Raw genomic sequence first — 20,126 nt, 5'->3', positions numbered from 1 at the left:
AATTGTCAATTGTTTGATGTAAATCGCGAAACTTTTTTAGCCAACCAGCCATATCCGGTCGGCATCGGCTCCCTGTTCCGTCCATTCCACCAGTACTCGTTGCGATTCTAACGTATTGACGCGCTTGCCGGTGTAGTCCGGCTTAATAGGCAGATCGCGGTTATAGCGTCGGTCGATGAGCACCAGCAATTCCACTTTTCGCGGTCGGCCAAAAGCCGTCATGGCGTCGAGCGCAGCTCGTACCATACGACCCGTTGCCAGTACGTCGTCAATTAAGATAACCCGTTTATTTTCAATGATAAACGGTACATGGGTTGTATTCGCACGTAGCGGAGAATCGCGTCGGCGGAAATCGTCGCGGTAGAACGTAGCATCCAGATAGCCCAGTGGCACCGAATGCCCCAGCGTGCGATTCAATTCCCGGGCAACCCGTTCGGCAAAATAAATTCCGCGCGGTTGCATACCTAACAACACGGTTTCGGCAAAATTCTGGTGAGTTTCAATCAATTGCTGTGCCAAACGGCTAATCACAATTTCAAGTAGGGGACTGGATAGGATTAAACGCTGTTGGTTCATACGGTAAAAATAACGGCAATGTAAATATAATAGACATCTGATGACGACCATTCCGTAAATCATACAAATGCAGTATTGTGAAGGCTTTACTGTATGTGTAGCTTTGGTAGCAGAATCAGGACCCCTGTGAGCGATGAAGATTGGGTGTACGTTCGGAGTTATCAGCCTGCTGGTGAGTATTTATACAGAAAGTAACGCACAGAATGTGGCTGGTTACTGGTTAGGTGTTACGTATCCAACTAACCCTAATCAGAAGATTTTTAATTATAGCATGGACCTGACGCAAACGGGCACTACGTTGGGAGGGACGGCCCAAACAGCCAATCCGAACGTACCATTCGCCGGGGTAGCTTATGTGACCGGACGGGTATCGGGAACTACCGTTACATTCAGCGAAGCCGATAAAAACGGCAAGACCGATACGCAAAAGGAACTTTGCTACTGGCGTGGGCAGATGACCTATAATGCAGCCGACGAGAGCCTGATTGGTACGTACGAAAATATTACCAATCAGACTACGTGTACTGAGGAAGGTAGCGGTAAGGTTGAGTTGTATCGGATTGTGCTCAAATCGGGTACTAAATTCTGTAAAGGAACACCGATAAATCTGACTGTAACGGGAAAGGATATTCGCTGGTATTCGTCGGCGGCTAAAACCAGTTTGCTGGGCAGAGGTAATACGTTCAATCCCTCTATTACGAAAACTACTACGTTCTATATTACGCAAACGCTTTACAAAAACGAAAGCCCGACCATACCGATTACGATTGAAGTTGTTGAACCAAACTTCACGGCCCGGTCAAACAATTCGGGCTGCGATAAAGCCAGTGGTTCCATCGAAGTAACAGCAACGGGGGCAGCGGGATGGAAGTATAGTCTCAACAACGGTACGTTTCAGGATGCACCCTCGTTTGCGGGGCTGGCGCCGGGTTCCTACACGGTTGTGGCCAAAGACGTAGCAGGCTGTCAGAGTTCGCAGTTAGTGACCATCACGACCGATGCCGGCCCTACCATTACTAACCTGACCAGTACTCCACCCCGTTGTGCCACTGCGAATGGTGAAGTTCGTGTGCAGACGTCGGGTGGTAAATCCCCGCTGACATATTCAATCGATTACGGAAAAACTTTTCAAAATAACCCCGTCTTTTCCAAGCTGTCGGGAGGGAGTTATACCGTTCGGGTACGCGATGCCAACGGTTGTGAAGTGAACCGGGCATTCAGCCTTCCGAACTGGCAGCCGATGGCCGTGCTCGGAGCCTATTCAACCCCGACTTCATGTGGGAAACCAAACGGAGAGGCTTCCATGACAATGGCCGGGGGAACCAAACCCATTCGATACAGCATCGATAATCAGACCTTCCAGACGAGTGAGCGATTTACGGGCCTGGCTGGCGGAAATTACACATTAGTGGCGCGTGATAGTACAGGCTGTACGGTCAGTCAGTCCGTGAGTGTAGCTGCCAGTAAAGGGCCACAACTCGTTACGGTTGAAACCACAATGGAAGGATGTGGACTGAAAAATGGTTCGATGAGCATTACGCCCAACCCCAATTCAACTGTGGTTGAGTACGCCATCGATGGGCAGACCTTCCAACGTACTGAATCGTTTTCGGCCCTGACGGGTGGTACGTATACACTAACCATGCGCGACGACAATAAATGCGTACTTACGCAATCCGTTGCTATTCAAGTCGATTGCGCCAATCTGATTCACCTGCCTACCGCTTTTTCGCCCAACGCCGACCAGCAGAATGATGGACTGACGGTACGTTTCGGCTTCCCTTCGCTGAACGTAGCAGCGTTTACAGTATATGACCGATGGGGGAACGTATTGTATAATCGTACAAATTTTTCGCTGACCAGTGGCGATGCGCTCTGGGATGGCCAAATTAACGGCACTTCTGCCCCCGAAGGTATGTACGTCTATCGACTCGATTGCCTCTTTCCCGACGGTAGTCAAACCTCATATCGACAGGATGTAACTGTGATACGTTAGTAGTAAAATTTTTTTAGCCACAGAGATGCACCAAGACGTACGGAGACGCACAGAGTATACAATTTCTCTGTGCGTCTCCGTATGTCTTGGTGCATCTCTGTGGCTAAAAAAGTAGTTTTGCAGCAACTACGTTCCTGAAAGTATCTATGAAATTTTTGATTGTCGGGCTGGGTAACATTGGCCCTGAATACGCATTGACTCGCCATAACGCTGGTTTTATGGTAGTGGACAGGCTGGCGGCTCAGCATGGATTTAATTTTTCGATGACCCGGCTGGCCTATACCGCCAAATGGCAATACAAAGGCAAACAACTTTTTTTTGTGAAACCAACGACCTACATGAACCTGAGCGGTCGGGCGTTGCACTATTACCTGAAGCAGGAAAATATCCCTATTGAGAATGTGCTGGTGGTAACGGACGATAAAGATTTGCCGTTTGGTAAACTTCGACTAAAACCAAAAGGATCGCCGGGAGGGCATAATGGATTGCGGAATATTGATGAGGTTCTGGGCACACAGGAATACGCAAGATTACGGGTCGGAATTGGTAATAATTTCTCCAGAGGACGACAGATTGATTTCGTGCTGGGCGAGTTTCCAGAGGATGAATTAATTCAATTGCCAGACTATTTAGACAAGGCCGGTAATGCTGTACTCACTTTTTGTACTTTGGGAATACAGACAGCCATGAACAATTACAACCAATGATATAACTTTTTAAAGAATTTTTGAATTATTTTAAGCCATATTTTGTGTATATTAATAAGCAGTTGTGTAAAATAATATTTTGCAGTTCGTGAAAATATTATGTTTTGAGCGGATTTTAGGCATAAATACAGCAATATATTCGGAATAATATTCTGAAATGGGCCATAAAGGCGTTTTGCAGATTAGGAATTTCTATAGACATTTGTGCGTTCAATAAACAGAACATAATATAACAAAACAATGAAAACGCGTGTTATCTTTGCATCGTTGATTCTTGGATTAGGATTGACGATTTCTCAGGCAGACGCGGCTACCACCACCAACACTGATGATAGCCCGGCAGCCAACAAGCCGGCAAGTGCCCTGCTTGTCAATGGTTCGCAAAAGCAGTTGACTGCCTATGTCGAACAAAATGTTGCCAAGTTTGCGCACACTACCAACTGGCAAAACTTTATGAGCGTAGTCTCGTTGTATAACCAACATCCGGCTAGCCTGCTGAACTTCAGCGCTACCGACCGGACCAAGTTCAACGAAGCTGTAGTTCAGGTGACGAATAAACTGGCAAACCAGAAAAATGCTGCTGCCAGCCGCTGGATGAATCAAGTGAATTACACAGCCAGAATGATTAATTACGTCTGGAATGTGGACAATTCGATGAGTGAAACGCTTGACATTCAGTAGTTTAAAATAAATACCGATTTAGTCGAGTATTTGGAACAGAAAAGAGTAAAAGTTAGTTTTTCATGTAGAAAAGGTTAAGGGTTTAGGAATAGTCAGCATAAGGTTCCCCGCTTCGGGGAACCTTATCTTTTTTAGGGGATGTTTTGAAGTCTTATCGCTCCGTTGCCTAATAACTCAACCCGTGGTTGAAATTAAACAGGGCATAGTTTTTTCCCTCCTGAAAACCAGGCACATCCGACTTGTTGTCAACTACAGCCTGCTGCGAAGCTGGAATGGTGAACGGTAATTTCCCAGTCGGATTATATACGCCACTGACAACATCCAGTAGTGCTTCGGGGGTTGTTCCGAACGTAGCAAGGATTGTTTTAGCCGCAGCCTGATCCAGTTCATCCAGCACCCACGGATTTGTAAAATTGATCGCCAGAATGGTCGGTTTACTTTTGATTAACTCGTTGACGTGTCCTACATCAATTTTATTTTTGGATAAGTTCAGCTCAATAGGTTTTCCAGCTGACCCAAATAAGCCGCCCGTACCAGGGATAAGCCATAGCAGAATTGCATCTGCTTCCTCTTTGGTAGATACAAATTCAAACGAGCCGGTTGATTGAGCCGACTTATGAACCGTTATCGGGTTGGCTGACCGGCCGTTGTCGTAATAGGTTTCAAAGTATACTTTGGTTTTAGGACGTAACGGAAGCTGTTTTGCTACGTTACGTAACAGCACAATCGACTTTCGATGAGCTAAATCCGCTTTCTGCTGGAATTGAGCATTGCCAACCAGTTGTTGGGCCTTTTGGGCATCCACATACGGATTTTCGAACAGTCCTAGGATGAATTTCTCCTTTAGCAGCCGCGCTACCGACTCATTGATACGTGCTTCGTTAACCAGTCCCTGTTTTACCGTTTCCAGTAAAATGGTGGGGTCAGCCGTCCCGGAAAAAAGGTCTACACCTGCTGATAAAGCTTTCTGATAACGCTGGTGAAGCGTAAGGTTTTCAACGCCCCAGGGCATCATTTCAATTGGACCCGTATCGGAATTGATAATGCCTTTGAAGCCCAGCTTCTTCCGCAGTAAATCCTGGATAATGGCTTTATTATACGAAAAACCGACCTCTTCAAACTCCTTTCCTTTCGGGCTGGAATAGTAAGGCATAATGGCCGAAGTTCCGGCTTCGATGGCTGCTTTGAATGGCTTCAGGTGATAGTCGAACATGCCGCCGGGATAATGAGCCCATTTGCCCCAGTCGAAATGGGAATCCAGCCCGTTCTCCTGCGGCCCGCCACCCGGAAAATGTTTGGTTGTCATAGCCACCGACGTACCACCTAATTGCTTACCCTGAAAACCCAGAATAATTTCGCGAACCATGTTGGACGCTACGTCGGCATCTTCGCCAAAGGTGCCTTCAATACGTTGCCAACGAGGTTCAGTTGCCAGGTCGGCCATGTACATATACGCCTTGCGCAGGCCAACAGCGGCCCACTCCTGTCGGGCAATATCGGCAAATTCGTGTACGAGTTTATAATCGCGCATAGCAGCCAGACCTAGTTCGCCAGGCCATTTGGAGAAAGCGGTTGTGCCCACACTTAACCCAACCGCAGCATCAATCGTGACGTGATTTCGGGGATTAGAAGCCACAATAGCCGGTATGCCTAAGCGCGACGTTTCGCAAAGTTCCTGAAGCTTATTGGCCCATTCGGCAATGATACGTGCTGGTGGATTAGCCCGCAGAATGAAGTGGCGTAGGTGATACTGATTAACGCCTTTAGTCGTTCCAACTGCTGACATGATCGGAACAGGAAGCGGTTTGCGGGTGAATATATTGTTGGATTGAACCAGGTCTTCTTCGTTAAAATCGGCTGTGATTTCGGTTCTGGGCGCATTGGGCCGGGCCGCGTTCGGCTGAAAAGCATTATCGCCCGCCATTCGAGTCGTGCTGATAAGCATAAAGCCCACTTTTTCTTCCAGCGTCATCTGCGAAAGCAAATCCTGCACGCGCGTTTCTGTAGGTAAGCGCCAATCTTCGTAGCGGTCCAGTTTACCGTTTTTATTGAGGTCTTTAAATGTTAACCCATTCTGTGTCAGCGCCTTCACGGAGCGGTATCCTAAAGTGGGTTGCTGTTGTTTCTGGGCTGAGGCCGTACCTGTAACGTATAGCCACCCCAACAAAAACATGTTTATCCTGAGCCACATATTAATTGTTTGATTCATCGAAGTCAAAAATCTGATGTCTGGAAAATTTCTCTCCACCGGTGGAGATATGATTAGAAAGAAATGACCTGGGTTATCATACTGAATTGATTCGTATGATAAAACGCATGTGGACGTAGCATTGCAGTACGTAGTAAATAAAAATCCCGACCATGAACATGGTCGGGATTTTTACATCTATTAGTGTATTCAATATTACTTGGCCGAAACCGTACCACGGAGTGCCCGTGGGATTTCGATGCTGGCTACCGGGTTTGACGCCTGCTCCAGCATTTCGATATTTTTAACGGGAATCTGACCAACCCGAACCGACTTGCCCAGGTCAAGACCTGATACGTCGACATCGATAAAGTCAGGAATATTGTCAATAGAACCTTTCACCCGCAGTTTCCGAACGCGCGTTACCAGCTTACCCCCTTTCTGAACACCCGGAGCCGTGCCAACCAGCCGAACCGGAACAGCTATTTTAACCTGTTTTTTGTCGGTTACCAAAAGGAAATCGGCATGGAGAAGCGAGTCGCTAACTGGGTGGAATTGAGCTTCCTGAAGAATAGCCCGGTATTCAGCGCCTTCGATGTTTAGCGCCACTTCATAAATATTAGGCGAATAAATCAATTCGCGGAACAGAATGGCGGGTGCATAAAAATGAACCTGCTCATCTCCCCCATACAACACACACGGAACATTGCCCTCGGCCCGAATCGCCTGTGATTCCGCGCGGCCGAGATTCGCTCGTTGATACCCTACAATCTCGATTTTTTTCATTTGTGTAAAAATTTAAAGAGTGAAAGAGCGAATGAGCGAAAGAGTGAAAAAGAGTTTGACGTATTGTCTTTCGCTCTTTCACTCTTTTTCTCTTCCGCTCTTTAATTTTTTATAAACAGTGAACTAATAGATTCATGATCCCGAATGCGGCCGATAGCTTTGGCAAATAACTCAGCCACCGAAAGCACTCTTATTTTGTCGTTTGTTTGCTTCATCGGCAACGTATCAGCAACAACCAGTTCCTCAAGTACCGAATTCGCAATGTTTTCGTGCGCCTTCCCCGACATAACCGGGTGCGTACACACCGCACGTACCGACTGTGCGCCTTTTTCCAGAATAATCTGAGCCGCTTTACACATCGTACCACCTGTGTCGATTAAGTCATCGACCAGTACTACGTTGGCTCCTTCTACGTCGCCAATGACCTGCATCGACGCAATTTCGTTGGCCCGTTTCCGGTGTTTGTCGCACAGAACGATATCGGCGTTGAAGTGCTTGGCAAACGTACGGGCGCGGTTGGCTCCCCCCACGTCGGGCGAAGCAATCACCAGATTTTCCAGATTCAGGCTTTTAATGTACGGCACAAACACCGACGTTCCTTCCAGATGGTCGACCGGAAAGTCGAAAAAACCCTGAATCTGACCGGCATGCAAATCAATCGTCATCAACCGGTCGGCTCCCGATGCTTCCAGCATGTTGGCAACCAGCTTGGCAGCAATCGATACCCTCGGTTTGTCTTTCCGATCCTGCCGGGCATATCCGAAGTACGGAATCACCACCGTTACGTAGTGAGCCGAAGCCCGACGGGCCGCATCGACCATCAACAGTAACTCCAGCAAATTATCGCCGGGCGGGGGTGTCGACTGAATCAAAAACACGTCACAGCCACGTACCGATTCTTCAAAGCTAGGTGACATTTCCCCATCGCTGAAATGACGACAGGTATAACCACCTAAATCTTTGCCGTAATAGTGCGCAATTTTTTCGGCCAGATAAGTGGATTGACTACCCGAAAAAATCTTAACCGGATTAAACGAAGCCATGGGTACCGGACAAATTTCCCGCAAAGGTACGGAAAAAATAGGCCAAACGCAGTAAGAGATTCAGGTTTCTTTAGGCAACGTAGCGAGAATTGCCCGAGCGTTCTTTCACCCGTCTGTAAATAGTGACACAAAGCAAGGCCGATAATACGCCAATACCTGTACCGGCCAGTACGTCGAGGGGGTAGTGAGCTGCTACGTAGATGCGGCTGTACGACACAATAGCTGCCCACAAAAACACCAGACGAAGCCAGGGATGATGTTTGCTGAACAAAAACCATAGACTGGCTGCCAGTGCAAACGTAGTAGCCGCATGCGAGGACGCAAAACCATATTGACCGCCACATTCAGCAACCGGATGAATTAGTTTTTGCAGGGAAAATTCATGACAGGGCCGAAGCCGATGGGTGAGGGGTTTCAACACCGATGAACAGATCTGGTCACCCAGTGCTACGGATGCAATGATGGTTAATAAGATACCTATCGACTGTTTGCGATAGCGATAAATGAGCCAGCCAATCAACAAAACGTAGAACGGAAACCAACTGTTACGTTCCGTAATCCAGAGCATGATCGGATCGAGCCAGGGGGTATAAAGGCTATTGAGCCACAAGAACAGGTCGGTGTCGAGTTTGTTGAGACTTTTAATCACGATTGAGACTTAATACGTTGGAGCAATTTAATCGCGTAGGCGATGCGGTTAAAGAAAAGAACATAAAAAAGCCGCACTCTTTCAAGCGCGGCCCCGTCTGTCGATGAATTAGTAATATTTTTATTCAGATAGCTCTTCCTGCGTAAGCACTTCGCTCACGTCGGTCAGGGGCAATCCGAAGGCGTCGGCAACTCCTTTGTAGACTACCTTTCCTTCCACTACGTTCAGACCCAGTTTCAGGTCGGTATTGTCGCGGCAAGCCTGCTGCCAGCCTTTATTAGCCAGTTGCAGAGCGTAGGGTAACGTAGCATTGGTTAAGGCAAGCGTACTCGTATATGGTACAGCACCCGGCATATTGGCTACGCAGTAGTGTACTACGCCATCAATAATAAAGGTTGGATTTTCGTGCGTGGTGGGGTGGCAGGTTTCAATACAACCGCCCTGATCTACCGCTACGTCGACAAGCACCGTACCAGTCCGCATCATCTGAAGCATTTCGCGCGTGATGAGGTGCGGTGCTTTGGCACCCGGAATCAGTACAGCTCCGATAATCAGGTCGCAGACTTTAATCATCTCCCGAATGTTGTATTCGTTCGACATCATGGTCTGTACGTTCGGCGGCATAATGTCAGACAGGTACCGTAACCGGGCCAGGCTAACGTCCATAATCGTTACGTGTGCGCCCAGGCCAGCCGCCATTTTAGCAGCCTGCGTTCCGACGATGCCACCGCCTAAAATCAGTACGTTGGCAGGTTTTACGCCCGGAACCCCACCCAGCAGAATGCCACGACCTTTTAATGGTTTTTCGAGGTACTTAGCACCTTCCTGAACCGCCATCCGGCCCGCCACTTCCGACATGGGAACCAGCAACGGCAAACTACGGTCGGGCCGTTCAACGGTTTCGTAGGCCAGACAAACAGCTCCTTTCGCCAGCATGGCCTGCGTCAACTCTTCTGACGAAGCAAAGTGGAAGTAGGTAAATAGAAGCTGGTTCTCTTTAATCAGGTCATACTCAGAAGTAATAGGCTCCTTAACCTTCATAATCATCTCGGCAATGCCATACACTTCCTCAATAGTAGGCAGCATAATGGCACCGGCATTGATGTATTCCTCATCTTCAAAGCCACTGCCTTCGCCCGCATTTACCTGCACGTATACCGTGTGGCCATACTTGCGAAGTTCCGTAACACCGGCGGGTGTCAGGGCTACGCGGTTTTCGTTGTTTTTGATTTCTTTGGGAACACCAATGACCATATTACCTGAATGACGTTGGATGAGTACGCTATCAACAGTACAAAGCTATAAGTAACGATATTGTTTTCTAAGAGAACCATTTTTTTTAGGAAATTCGGATAGATTTTGGCTATTTAATCGGAAAATATCCTATTCGTATTCCTCTGAGGAAGAGGAGACCGTAAAAATTTCTGTTATGGAATTTGTTGACAACACCGATCTTAAAATCTTACATGCGCTCCAGGAGAATGCACAACTTACTATTCAGGAGATTGGTAAGCAGATTAATCTGTCGAAAACGCCCGTGCACGAACGTATCAAACGGCTCGAACGCGAGGGCATAGTTGAACGCTACGTAACCATTGTAAACCGAAAAAAAATAGGGCTTAAACTGATGGTTTATTGCCAGGTAACACTCGACCGACAGACCCGCGATACGTTTACCCGGTTTGATGAATCGGTACGTTACCTGCCCGAAGTGCTGGAGTGCAATCGGGTGTCCGGTACGTTCGATTATCTGCTGAAAGTGATTAGCCACGATATGGAAACCTACAACCGTTTTTATCAGGAAAAACTGTCGGTGCTGCCCGGCGCTATGCACATCAACAGTTTTTTCGTGATGGCCGAGGTAAAAAACTCGACGGCAATTCCCATACTTTAGTTTATGATATAAATATTATATAAAGTAACTATATGGAAGCGAAGAATACGCATTTTAGCGCTAAAACTAAGTGCTAGGGTTTAAAACAATTGTCTTCTGCTGTAGTTTAATAATATAAGTAAAATATAAAACTCATTGTTATGAAAATTGCAGTAGAGGAAGGACAGAGCAAAACGCTATTGCCCGATGGGCAGCAAAACGTGACGATTACCCACATCGAAGAAGGGAAAAGTGAATACAAAGGCATTCCATTCTTTGCCGTCCGGTTTGAGAACGACGAGGGGTATATTTCGCAACGTTTTTATCAGTCACCGGCAGGTATGCCTGCCATTGTGAGCTTGTTTGACATGGCTGATATAGCCGTAAGTGAGGGAAAGGACCTGGATACGAAACAACTCATCGGTAAGAATCTGACAATAAATGTGGGCGAACGATCCTATACGGACCCGGAAACGCATAATGAACGCACCTTGAAACAGGCGCTAAATTTTTTGGTCAGCTAGAGACGTAACAGGTTCTCCCAATACGTAGTAAACGCTTCGGTAAAATGGCTTTGACCAATTTTACCGAAGCGTTTCGTTTTTGTCATGCTGACGAAGGAAGCATCTCAAAACATCCAAACATGCCATTCAGGAAACATTAAGATGCTTCCTTCGTCAGCATGATAAAAACGAAACCGGGCATTTGATGACGGCTTGAAAATGAATTTCGGCTGATCGGTGTTTACGTAGTGAACTACGATTAGATTTTACTATGGAAGTTGAAATATGGAGTGACGTTATGTGCCCATTCTGCTACATCGGTAAGCGGAAATTTGAAGCTGGATTAGCCCAGTTTGCGCATAAAGAGGACGTAACAATTACTTGGAAAAGTTTTCAGCTTAACCCGGCTATGGAAACTGACCCATCGAAAAATATCAATCAGTACCTGGCCGATATAAAAGGCTGGAGTCTGGAACAAGCCGAGCAAATGAACGCTCGCGTGACCGATATAGCGCGCGAAGTCGGGTTGGATTACCATTTCGATCAGGCAATTGTGGCCAATTCATGGGATGCGCACCGGTTCATTCAATTGGCGAAAAAACACGGGCTGGGGGATGCCGCTGAAGAACGTTTGTTTCGGGCTTATTTCACCGAAGGAAAAAACACCGCCGATCACGCTACGTTGGTTGAACTGGGGGAAGGGATCGGCCTTGATACGTCGGAAATAGAAGCGATGTTAGTTTCTGACGATTATACAGACGCGGTACGTCAGGATGTGTACGAAGCGCAGCAACTTGGTGTTCGGGGCGTCCCGTTTTTTGTGATAAACCGACGTTACGCCGTTTCGGGGGCGCAACAACCGGAAACGTTTCAGGGCGCTCTTGAGACGGCCTGGGCGGAATGGGCACAACAAAATGCAACGCTGGTGTCTGCCAACGAGAGCGATGCTACGTGTACACAAGAGGAAGGATGCGTATTGCCGGATAGCAAGTAATTGGATAACGTATCAGTACGCACTGATACGACTTGAATTGGTGTAAGATGAATAATTCTTTGTGCTCATAATGAGTAGGTTAATGGTATTTAATTAACTTGGTCACACAATTTCTTATCCCTGTAGACCCTGAACTTAACGTAGCAGGCGATTAACATTGGAACATTCCTCGTACCTAACCCTTTCTTATGAAATTTTCCTCTACCCGACTTATTGGACTATATCTACTGATTTCGTTAACCAGCGTTGCGGCCTTCGCTCAGACCATTCGCTACGTTAAACCCACATCCACCGGTACTGGCGACGGCAGTTCCTGGGATAATGCTTCATCCAATTTGCAGGCGATAATTAACGCAAGCGCATCGGGCAATCAAGTCTGGGTGGCTGGAGGCACGTATAAACCGACGACAACCACCAACAAAGGCATCAGCTTTTCGATGAAAAATGGGGTGGCTATTTACGGCGGCTTTGCCGGGAATGAAACCTCCCTGAATGGACGATTGACGGTAATTAATTCGATTCTGTCGGGGGATATTGGGGTAGTAGGCAGCTCAAATGATAATTCGTATCACGTTATCAGTAATCCGCCTGGGTTGACCAATTCGGCTATTCTGGATGGCTTCGTTATTCGGGATGGGGTCGCATTTCCCCCTAGTGGTGAACCCAACAATCAGGGGGGCGGTATGTACAACAATGGCAGTGGGGCAGGTAACGTCTGTAGTCCTACTATTCGTAATTGCCATTTTATTAACAATTCCGCTTCGTATGGGGGAGCGATTTATAACGATGCAAATTTAGATGCCAGCAGTTCGAATGGCACCAGCAGCCCGGTACTCATCAACTGTTCGTTTGTGAATAACTCGGCGTTTCAGGGCGGAGCTATTTACAGCGATAGTCGTAATTTTGGTACTGTCAATCTGGTGGTAATCAACTGTTCTTTCCTGAACAACAGTTATACAGTTAATGGAACGGGCGGGGCGTTTCGGAATGAGGGCACTTCGTTTAGCATTATTAACCTGACACTGACCAATTGTGTCTTCTTTGGCAACGGCGGAGCCAATACATTCTCGAATAATGGCACGGTTATCTCCGCGAACTATAGCCTGTTTGAACCCTCAGTAATCGGCTATAATAACGGCTCGGGCAACGCAACAACAACCACTTCGCCCTTTCTTACCTCCACCAACACCCAACTACTGGCCGGGTCTGCAGCTATTGACGTCGGCGATCCGAACACTACTACCGCTACAGTAGGCACAATCGACTTGGCCGGTTCGGACCGTTTTAAAGGCCGCATCGATATGGGTGCCTACGAATATTGTGATCCCACCACGCGACTTTACGTTCGGGCTTCGGCAACAGGGGCCAATACCGGCCTGAACTGGACGAATGCCTTCCCCGATCTGCAATCGGCACTCAACTACGTTTCGAAGACCTGCAATCTCGAAGAGATTTGGGTAGCTGGAGGTACGTATAAACCCACATCGACCACCGACCGCACCATTAGTTTTTCAATGAGTCCCAACGTACGTATCATTGGGGGATTTGTGGGTAATGAAAGCGTACTCAGTCAACGACCTACCATAAATCTGACTACGCCATCGGCCACTACGCTTTCGGGAGACATCGGAACCGCAGGCGACATTACCGACAATACGTACCATGTGATACGTATGCTGACGGGAGAATCTTTCTGGTTGGACGGCTTTGTCATTACGGGAGGGAATGCCAATGGGAGTAGCCCCAACAATATGGGCGGGGGTATGTATTCAAATGGAACTCCTGATATTAGGAATTGCCTGTTTATTAACAATAAAGCTACGAACGGAGGGGGCGTTTATAATTTCTCCTCCTCCACTGAAAGTACAAAGTTTGCCGGGTGTGTGTTCCAGAATAATTCGGCAAGTGGGGTTGGAGGAGCCATGGATAATGAGGCCTGTAGGGTAGAGGTTGACGGATGCAGGTTCAAAGGGAATACGGCATCCAGTCAGGGAGGGGGCGTTTACTCGCTAAATTGCCAGCTATTGTGGCTGTATTTTAGAACTACAGAATTTGAGAGTAATTCGGCCAGTTTTGGGGGAGGGATGCGCAACTGGACTTCCTCACCCATTATTAATAACTGTACGTTTAAGGGCAATTCGGCAGGGTCGCTGGGCGGGGGGATTCTGAATTTTTCCTTCTCCATTTCTTTTATTAATAATAGTATATTTTTAGGAAACACGGCCAGTCAGGGTGGAGGTGTTTGCAACGAAACCAATTCTACTGGGAGTTTCACCAACTGTAGCCTGTCGGGTAATTCGGCCACAAATGGAGGGGGGGTGGCGAATCTAAATTCTTCGTCTGAGTTTTTGAACTGCATACTCTGGGGAAATTCTACAGGGATTTATAACGATGCAGAAAGTTTTTTTAACTATAAGTTTACGTTGATACAAAATATGGCGCTGGGGGCGGGAATATTTAATGGTATCACTAACCCACTCTTTGTCAATCAGCCACCAATCGGCTTAGGTACGGCGGGTAGTTTGCGGCTTAAGGCCAATTCGCCAGCCGTCAATGCGGGTGATCCTGGTACCAGTACATTTGAAACAGGTCCCGTTGACCTACTAGGGCGCCCCCGTTTTGTGGGTCAGATTGATTTAGGGGCTTATGAGTTGCCAGCCGAAATTTATACGTTGAAGAACGGGCTGTGGAATGACCCTACTGTCTGGTCGGGCAATCAGCTACCGGCACTCTATGACTACGTTCGGTTAAAGCACGTAGTAACCATACCCGCCAGCTATCAGGCGCAGGTTGGTACGTTACTGTATGATTCGGGCGGTAAATTGACTGTTAATTCGGCAGCGAAACTGCAAATAGAGCCCTAGTTGCATAAATACTAAAATGATTGGGCGAAATAGGAAAGAAATAGAGTAATATCGGCAACGGTTCGGGTTTACAGTACGTTCACATTTGCTCTTATACATCCATGAAATTTACTTCCCTTTTTTGCCTGGGTATGACTGTTAGCTTTGGCATACAGGCGCAAACCTGGCAGGCTGTTACACCTCAAAATTCCTGTTCGACACGTCATGAAAATGCTGCTACGTTGATTGGCGATAGCCTCTACGCTGTTGGCGGACGGGGCATGAAGCCCCTGGAAGCACTCAATCTGAAAACGCTTATGTGGCGGGTTTTGCCGACGCCCCCCGTCGAAATGAATCACTTTCAGGCCATTACGTACAATGGCGAATTATACGTAATGTGTGCGTTTGAGGGCAAATATCCGCACGAAACGCCCATTCCAAACATTTATATCTACAATCCAAAACAAGGAAATTGGCGGAAAGGGCCAGAAATTCCGAAAGAGCGGCTACGTGGCTCGGCGGGCGTTGTGGTGTATAAAGACAAAATTTACGTGGCCTGTGGTATCACCGACGGGCATTACGACGGACACGTAGCGTGGCTCGACGAATACGATCCGAAAACCAATACCTGGAAACGCCTGCCCGACGCGCCCCGCACTCGCGACCACATCAGCGCAGCCATTGTTGACGACAAATTGTATCTGGCGGGCGGACGTAACTCGACGGCACGTATCAACAAAGTGCTGGAAACGACCATCGCCGAAGTTGATGTCTACGACTTCAAAACGGGCAAATGGACTACGTTACCTGCTACGTCTAATATACCTACGCAACGGGCCGGTGCTACTGCCGTTACGCAGGGCGGAAAAGTCTGGATTATTGGGGGCGAAACCGTTCAGCTAAAAGCGCATAACGAAGCCGAAGCCCTCGATCCTAAAACCAACCGCTGGACATCAGGTCCGAGAATGTTAGAGGGGCGTCACGGTACGCAGGCCGTCGTTTACGACAATAAAATCTACATCGTAGCCGGTTCCGCCAATCACGGCGGAGGCCCGGAACTGAATACGGTTGAAGTCTTAAAATAGAGTTATAAAGTTGTATGGTTATAAAGTTATAGAGTTGGCTGGCGCGTCCGTTAACTTTACAACCTTATAACCGTACAACTTTATAACGTCTACAATGAGTGCAACGTTGATTCGTGAGATTGCCAAAATGATTGACCATGCGCTGCTTCACCCAACTCTGACCGACGACGAACTGCGCGAGGGTTGCGAACTGGCGCTGAAATACAACGTAGCGTCGGTTTGCATTAAGCCATACGCTGTTCCGTTGGCGGCCGAATTGCTGGCGGGTTCCGACGTAATGGTAGGTACAGTAATTGGCTTTCCGCATGGCAGTAACGCAACCGCCATCAAAGTAGCCGAGACCGTACAGGCTTGCCGGGATGGAGCCGTTGAAATCGATATGGTCGTAAATATTGGTAAAGTTTTGGGCGAAAACTGGGGTTTTGTACAGGATGAAATTCAGGCGATTCACGACGCCTGCAAAGCGAACGTAGTGATTCTGAAAGTGATTTTCGAGAACGATTTTTTGCCCGATGATGCTCATAAAATCAAGCTCTGTCAAATCTGTACGGAAGTAGGAGCGGAGTTTGTCAAAACGTCGACGGGTTTCGGATTTGTGAAAGGCAGTGATAGCAAATACGACTACAGGGGCGCTACCGAACATGATTTGCGGCTCATGCTCGATCACACTGGTCCGAACGTAAAGGTGAAAGCATCTGGTGGCGTTCGTACGCTCGATGAGTTGCTGAAAGGCAAGGAGATGGGTGTATTACGCGTGGGAACTTCGTCTACGGCAGCAATTATGGAAGAAGCGTATCGACGCTTTGGTGCCGGTGCTTCCGGTGCTCCTGTTTTCGATACCAAAGGGTACTGATTATCAGTCCGGCTATAACGTATTAAACCAGAAAATGAACGTAACGGGAATGACTATTCCGAACCGCTACGTTATCGAAATAGCTTTTACCTTGCATCCGCAAATTTTCTAAAATCATGCTTAACCTTGGCTTTGTATCGGCAATTCTGGCCGATTATGACCTGAATGGCGTTCTCACATTTGCAGCAGAACATCGATTTAAATGCGTTGAAATCATGTGCTGGCCAACGGGCAACGCCGACGCCCGACGCTACGCTGGCGTAACGCACATTGACGTCGATAACCTGAATATCGACCAGATTCATACGCTAACCCGACTGCATCACATCAGTATTTCGGGTTTGGGTTACTACCCCAATCCGCTCGACCCAAACCCTGAGCAGGCTGAATTTTACCGGGAACATATCAAGAAAGTGATTCGCGGTGCTGCCAAACTTGGCGTTCCGGTAGTCAATACATTTATTGGCCGAAATCCAACGCTGAGCATCGCCGATAATTTGAAACTCTACGCCGAGCATTGGCCTGGCATTGTGAAAGTTGCGGAAGAGTGTAATGTGAAAATCGGCATCGAAAACTGCCCCATGTGGTTCACGGATGACGAATGGCCGGGCGGTAAAAACCTGGCGACAACACCCGCCATCTGGGATAAAATGTTCGAGATTATTCCGTCGCGCGTTTTGGGCCTCAACTACGACCCCAGCCACCTGATCTGGCAAATAATGGATGAAATTCAACCTATTTACCAGTACCGGGATAGGCTGCACCACATCCACCTAAAAGACGTTAAGCTATATCGCGATAAACTAAATCGAGTTGGTAGTATGGCGAATCCGCTGGAGTATCACTCGCCCAAGCTTCCCGGCCTGGGCGACGTGCGCTGGCGTGATTTCTTCGCAGCGCTGACTGATGTTCGTTACCGTGGCCCCGTCTGCATTGAAGTAGAAGACAAAGCTTTTGAGGGAAGCCCGGACGATGTGCAAACAGCTATTCTAACCGCCCGAAATTACCTGAGCCAGTTTTTGGTGTTGTAGGGTTGTAAGGTTATGTTCGAGAATATTTGAACTTTCAAGCACAAGACTAAAATGAGCGTTTTTGTCATGCTGAGGCAGGAAGCATCTTAATGTATCCAGACAAACTAGTAGGGGTATTTTAAGATGCTTCCTGCCTCAGCATGACAAAAATGGCTCTTAAAGAAAAGGCGAAATAGCTACAACTCTACAACTTGATGAACCTGATACGGACAAATATTAGTACTTTCTCTGAGTACATAAAGTCTAATCCAGAGTATGAGGAACTACCCGATTTTTGGGTTGAACCTATGCCATTTGTACCCCGTGAGCGGGAACAGGTACGTATTGAAGAATTAATGGATCCATTTGCGCTCCCATTTTCGAAGTTTACAGAGAAACAATGGGCTACCATCTATGGAATGACGTATACGGTCGATTACGTCATGTATGGGAAAGACGACGAGGGACACTACGTAGTATTAATTCTAAAAGGAGAGCCTATATAGTTGCCCGATAAAGGCTAGTGATACGTTCAATCGACCCACACTTTGCCGTGATCATACGTTCCCGACGAACCAAAATAGGAGCCGCCGTAGATGTACCAATCTAACTGTTCGAGATAGGTCACTACGTCCTCCGGTCGAATTTCCTGCTTTGCAGCCGTTAATATCCCTCTGAACCACCGGCCCGACCGTTCGAACGCTTCTGATTCCACTTGATACGTTATCCAGGCCGTACCACAATGCCGACAGGTTTCAATCGCTACGTCGGCGAAGCGCTCATTGGTCTCATCGACGCCCACGAACGTACTGGTATAGTCACCGTAATAAATGGGCGGTTTGTGGCATTTGCAAACGTCTTCGGGAAGATTCATACGTAGTGAATTGATTGCTTAAAAATTTCCCGGGAACGCTTCTTTCGTTTTCAAATTCCTCAATTCAAACGAATCCACCGTCCCGATACCCGCGAACTGAATCCGAACGCCGTAAACGCGACGTAGTGATTTTTGGTAACGAGCTTCGTAAATTTTACGATTGTTGATGAAAATCCGGGCTTTTTTATCGACGACTTTCAGACGTATCATTCCGCCCGTACGTAAATCAGCACCTAGAAAATTTAAATCGTCACGTTGACCGCTCTTGAACACTTCGGAGGTTTGCAGATCGATCCAGTGTACACAGCCGGGTTTCATGACATCGAACATATGCTGCGATGATTCTCCCCAAACCGTAATACCAACCTGCGAACACCTAACGCCTGCTCGGTCGGGCGAGGTTTTTACGTGGGTGATTAACTCGAAATTATCACCGTCGATACCTGTCGGCTGGCTATTGATAAACTCCATAAAAAACGTGCGGTTGGTATCGACGCCGGCGTGGGCGGCTTCCTGCGCACTCACGCTACGTTGGCCGTTGGTAAAAAGGTTATGAACCTCAATCGGATAAACCCGGCTGCTGTCGTGCATCATATTGGCGGTCACCGTCCAGCCTTTTGTCTGCAAATAAACGGTCGCCGTGTCCATAGGCTTTCCATTACGTTCCAGGATGGCAAAATAGCGACCAGGGCGCTCGTAATAATGTGTATATACGCTATCTGCTACGTCCATATTCCGACGTTTCCCATCGCCAAATTGAATTCGGTACGTCGCCGACTCATCCGGAGCAGACCGGCGAATTTCGAAAACTGCCGAGTGCGGATTTTCGCCCAGTGGGTTTCGGCAAATGAGTTGCGCTGATACGTCCGACTCGGTTTGCTGCATGGTCAGAATAATCGCCAGCGCCACGGCCAACGTAGCAGTGATCAATACCAGCACAAGCCAATTTCTCCTGCGAACGGGCTGCCGTGATGGAATTGCCGGAAGAGCCGGGATGGCGATTTCGACGGACGGTTTTGGGATTCGGGCCACCGTTTTCTCGGCTAATTCCTGCACCTGAACGTAGTGATCCCAACCAGAATAACCGACGTAGCTGGCCATGGCATCGCGGGTGGCTTTTTGCGGATAATAGCGCGAGTCGGTCTTGATCTTGCCAAAAATACGCTTCAACGTATTGGGGCTAATCTGCACTTTGGTGGTCCGGAAAAGAATATTGCTCAGCCGGACGTAGTCGCTGTTGGTCCATTCAGCCCGATTGGGCTTCCCGTACGTCTCACTGATTAACTGGCAACAGCGGTCGAGGTACTCGTAATAGTCCGCTTTACCTTGTCCATTTTCCGCGATCATCAGGTTCTAAAAGTCTGTCTATCAACTAGTTTGCTTGTCCAGAATTTTGATTAAACAAATGGTCAGGATGGCTCGCTGGAACAAGGCATAATCCAATTTTAAATTTGTCATCTCCAAT

The 20,126-nt window shown here is 47.7% G+C and carries 19 protein-coding genes; 11 read left to right on the top strand and 8 right to left on the bottom strand.

Going from position 1 to position 20,126, the window contains the following annotated elements; genetic code table 11:
• Positions 1–36 precede the first annotated feature (36 nt).
• Positions 37–576 carry a bifunctional pyr operon transcriptional regulator/uracil phosphoribosyltransferase PyrR gene (pyrR, locus tag IC229_RS12105; protein WP_190887240.1) on the bottom strand — a complete coding sequence of 180 codons (540 nt, stop codon included), beginning with the start codon at positions 574–576 and terminating at the stop codon, positions 37–39.
• 133 nt (positions 577–709) lie between these two features.
• Here pyrR and IC229_RS12100 point away from each other — a divergent pair, with 133 nt between their 5' ends.
• From IC229_RS12100 to IC229_RS12090, 3 genes are all read left to right on the top strand, one after another.
• Positions 710–2,572, top strand: a complete 1,863-nt coding sequence (locus IC229_RS12100) for a T9SS type B sorting domain-containing protein (RefSeq protein WP_190887239.1) — start codon at positions 710–712, stop codon at positions 2,570–2,572.
• A gap of 146 nt (positions 2,573–2,718) precedes the next feature.
• A complete protein-coding gene (gene pth, locus IC229_RS12095; protein WP_190887238.1) occupies positions 2,719–3,279 on the top strand; it encodes an aminoacyl-tRNA hydrolase in 561 nt (186 codons plus the stop codon).
• Between the two features lie 240 nt (positions 3,280–3,519).
• Positions 3,520–3,960: a hypothetical protein gene (locus IC229_RS12090; protein WP_190887237.1), complete on the top strand. Its 441-nt coding sequence runs from the start codon at positions 3,520–3,522 to the stop codon at positions 3,958–3,960.
• A 166-nt stretch (positions 3,961–4,126) separates the two neighbouring features.
• Here IC229_RS12090 and IC229_RS12085 read toward each other — a convergent pair whose 3' ends face one another.
• The 5 genes from IC229_RS12085 to ald all read right to left on the bottom strand — a co-directional run bounded on the left by IC229_RS12085 (position 4,127) and on the right by ald (position 9,880).
• The gene (locus IC229_RS12085) at positions 4,127–6,133 is read right to left on the bottom strand and encodes a glycoside hydrolase family 3 protein (RefSeq protein ID WP_190887341.1); all 2,007 of its coding nucleotides are present in this window, start codon (positions 6,131–6,133) and stop codon (positions 4,127–4,129) included.
• 231 nt (positions 6,134–6,364) lie between these two features.
• A complete protein-coding gene (locus IC229_RS12080; RefSeq protein ID WP_190887236.1) occupies positions 6,365–6,934 on the bottom strand; it encodes a 50S ribosomal protein L25/general stress protein Ctc in 570 nt (189 codons plus the stop codon).
• A gap of 101 nt (positions 6,935–7,035) precedes the next feature.
• Positions 7,036–7,977 (bottom strand): ribose-phosphate pyrophosphokinase, encoded by a 942-nt coding sequence (locus IC229_RS12075; protein WP_190887235.1) that lies wholly within the window; start codon positions 7,975–7,977, stop codon positions 7,036–7,038.
• Between the two features lie 70 nt (positions 7,978–8,047).
• Positions 8,048–8,626 carry a phosphatase PAP2 family protein gene (locus IC229_RS12070; RefSeq protein ID WP_190887234.1) on the bottom strand — a complete coding sequence of 193 codons (579 nt, stop codon included), beginning with the start codon at positions 8,624–8,626 and terminating at the stop codon, positions 8,048–8,050.
• Between the two features lie 120 nt (positions 8,627–8,746).
• Positions 8,747–9,880 (bottom strand): alanine dehydrogenase, encoded by a 1,134-nt coding sequence (ald, locus tag IC229_RS12065; RefSeq protein ID WP_190887233.1) that lies wholly within the window; start codon positions 9,878–9,880, stop codon positions 8,747–8,749.
• 175 nt (positions 9,881–10,055) lie between these two features.
• On the opposite strand from ald, the gene IC229_RS12060 reads away from it, so the two are divergent.
• From IC229_RS12060 to IC229_RS12025, 8 genes are all read left to right on the top strand, one after another.
• Positions 10,056–10,520, top strand: a complete 465-nt coding sequence (locus IC229_RS12060) for an Lrp/AsnC family transcriptional regulator (protein WP_190887232.1) — start codon at positions 10,056–10,058, stop codon at positions 10,518–10,520.
• Positions 10,521–10,660: 140 nt separating this feature from the next.
• The gene (locus IC229_RS12055) at positions 10,661–11,023 is read left to right on the top strand and encodes a hypothetical protein (protein WP_190887231.1); all 363 of its coding nucleotides are present in this window, start codon (positions 10,661–10,663) and stop codon (positions 11,021–11,023) included.
• Between the two features lie 250 nt (positions 11,024–11,273).
• Positions 11,274–11,996 carry a DsbA family oxidoreductase gene (locus IC229_RS12050; protein ID WP_190887230.1) on the top strand — a complete coding sequence of 241 codons (723 nt, stop codon included), beginning with the start codon at positions 11,274–11,276 and terminating at the stop codon, positions 11,994–11,996.
• Between the two features lie 188 nt (positions 11,997–12,184).
• Entirely contained in the window at positions 12,185–14,860 is a 2,676-nt protein-coding gene (locus tag IC229_RS12045; protein ID WP_190887229.1) for a choice-of-anchor Q domain-containing protein, read from the top strand.
• Positions 14,861–14,961: 101 nt separating this feature from the next.
• Positions 14,962–15,924 (top strand): Kelch repeat-containing protein, encoded by a 963-nt coding sequence (locus IC229_RS12040; protein ID WP_190887228.1) that lies wholly within the window; start codon positions 14,962–14,964, stop codon positions 15,922–15,924.
• Between the two features lie 94 nt (positions 15,925–16,018).
• The gene (gene deoC / locus IC229_RS12035) at positions 16,019–16,777 is read left to right on the top strand and encodes a deoxyribose-phosphate aldolase (protein WP_190887227.1); all 759 of its coding nucleotides are present in this window, start codon (positions 16,019–16,021) and stop codon (positions 16,775–16,777) included.
• 116 nt (positions 16,778–16,893) lie between these two features.
• Positions 16,894–17,808, top strand: coding sequence for a sugar phosphate isomerase/epimerase family protein (locus IC229_RS12030; RefSeq protein WP_190887226.1), 915 nt, complete (start codon positions 16,894–16,896; stop codon positions 17,806–17,808).
• A 287-nt stretch (positions 17,809–18,095) separates the two neighbouring features.
• Positions 18,096–18,293, top strand: coding sequence for a hypothetical protein (locus IC229_RS12025; RefSeq protein ID WP_190887225.1), 198 nt, complete (start codon positions 18,096–18,098; stop codon positions 18,291–18,293).
• Between the two features lie 26 nt (positions 18,294–18,319).
• Here IC229_RS12025 and IC229_RS12020 read toward each other — a convergent pair whose 3' ends face one another.
• Both IC229_RS12020 and IC229_RS12015 read right to left on the bottom strand, forming a co-directional pair.
• On the bottom strand, positions 18,320–18,661 hold the full coding sequence (locus IC229_RS12020; protein WP_190887224.1) for a hypothetical protein: 342 nt from the start codon (positions 18,659–18,661) through the stop codon (positions 18,320–18,322).
• A gap of 18 nt (positions 18,662–18,679) precedes the next feature.
• Entirely contained in the window at positions 18,680–20,008 is a 1,329-nt protein-coding gene (locus IC229_RS12015; protein WP_190887223.1) for a hypothetical protein, read from the bottom strand.
• Positions 20,009–20,126: the final 118 nt, after the last annotated feature.

Origin of the sequence: Spirosoma profusum (assembly GCF_014699005.1) — a bacterium.
Classification (GTDB): domain Bacteria; phylum Bacteroidota; class Bacteroidia; order Cytophagales; family Spirosomataceae; genus Spirosoma; species Spirosoma profusum.
Note: the sequence above shows the minus strand (reverse complement) of the source record. Positions and strands in the feature narration are given on the sequence as shown.